The sequence below is a fragment of the Liquorilactobacillus satsumensis DSM 16230 = JCM 12392 genome (assembly GCF_001435195.1).
GTDB classification, from domain to species: Bacteria; Bacillota; Bacilli; order Lactobacillales; family Lactobacillaceae; genus Liquorilactobacillus; species Liquorilactobacillus satsumensis.
The window spans coordinates 129,270-130,365 of sequence record NZ_AZFQ01000054.1 but is presented as its reverse complement, the minus strand read 5'-3'; the positions used below and the strand labels follow the sequence as shown (position 1 = coordinate 130,365).

1 protein-coding gene is annotated in these 1,096 nt (G+C 39.1%); it reads right to left on the bottom strand.

The annotated features are described in order from the left end of the window. Window positions 1-160 precede the first annotated feature (160 nt). Window positions 161-832, bottom strand: a complete 672-nt coding sequence (locus FD50_RS11445) for a histidine phosphatase family protein (RefSeq protein ID WP_054758173.1) — start codon at window positions 830-832, stop codon at window positions 161-163. Window positions 833-1,096: the final 264 nt, after the last annotated feature.

Below are 1,096 nucleotides of genomic sequence, written 5' to 3'. Positions count from 1 at the left end.
CGTTTATCCGGAATAAAAGAGGGGCTGTGACAAAATTTAACTTTTGTCACAGCCCCGTCTTGTGCATTCAATAAAATAACATCCAGAGATTGGAAACTTCCGCTGACTTCTTCTCTAGTCAAGTGAGTTAACGTAGGATTATCAAGGTCAGCTGTTTATTTTAGTATTCCTGAGTATCGAGATAGTGATTGAAATAAACAATTTCAACCTTTTTACCAGTAACAATCATCTTGGTAACAGAACCATTTTTAGGACCAACGGAAACAACATCAATTTCAGGCGCAAAACGGCTGACAATGCTGCGAATGGTGGTTCCATGGCTGACAACCAGTGCATTACTACCGGGCGCTTGATGTGCGTTCAGGTAGTCAAAACCGGCATCGATTCTTTTCCAATACTCTGCATTGTTTTCAGCATCATTGAACGGGTCAGTTTCTTTCATAAAATCACGAGAATCATTAATTGAATATCTGGTAATGATTTCTTCATAATTCCTGCACTGCCGAGTAGCACCGACCATTAGCCAAGTTTGATTAGAGTCGTTGCCTTCAAAGTAGCCGTAGCTTTGTTCGCGAAAATTAGACAGTGTAACTGGTTGCGGAAGGTCAGCTGCCAGTTGATTTTCACTCATAATGATCTTACACGTGTTTTGGGCACGCATTGTGTCACTATGATAGATATTTGCGAAATCTTTATCAGCAAGATGTGCTCCAGCTTTGTGGGCATCGATGATTCCCTTTTGTGTTAAGGGTGAATCACACCATCCTTGCATCCGGTTATAAAAGTTAAAGATCGTTTGTCCATGGCGTACGAAATAAACGGTAAACGACATTCTGTTCCCTCCAGTAGTTTAATGTAGCATAAGCATAATGCCACTTTTGTACATAAACAGTATACATATAAAAGCGATGTTTAAGAAGCGGTTCTTGTAAATTGTTATAAAAACTAGCCAAAATAGATGGAACTTCTCAAGCATGGTACTAGCTGAAAGATTATTTTGACGGTAGTGAACCTGCAAAATGGATAAAAGAAAATCTTGTTTTCAAGCATCCATTTAACCGCAATCAATAAAATGGGGATGTGACAAAAGTTAAAG

What these genes read in the sequence shown, in the direction of transcription:
- FD50_RS11445 (WP_054758173.1), bottom strand. Translation starts at nt 832, where the DNA reads ATGTCGTTTACCGTTTATTTCGTACGCCATGGACAAACGATCTTTAAC.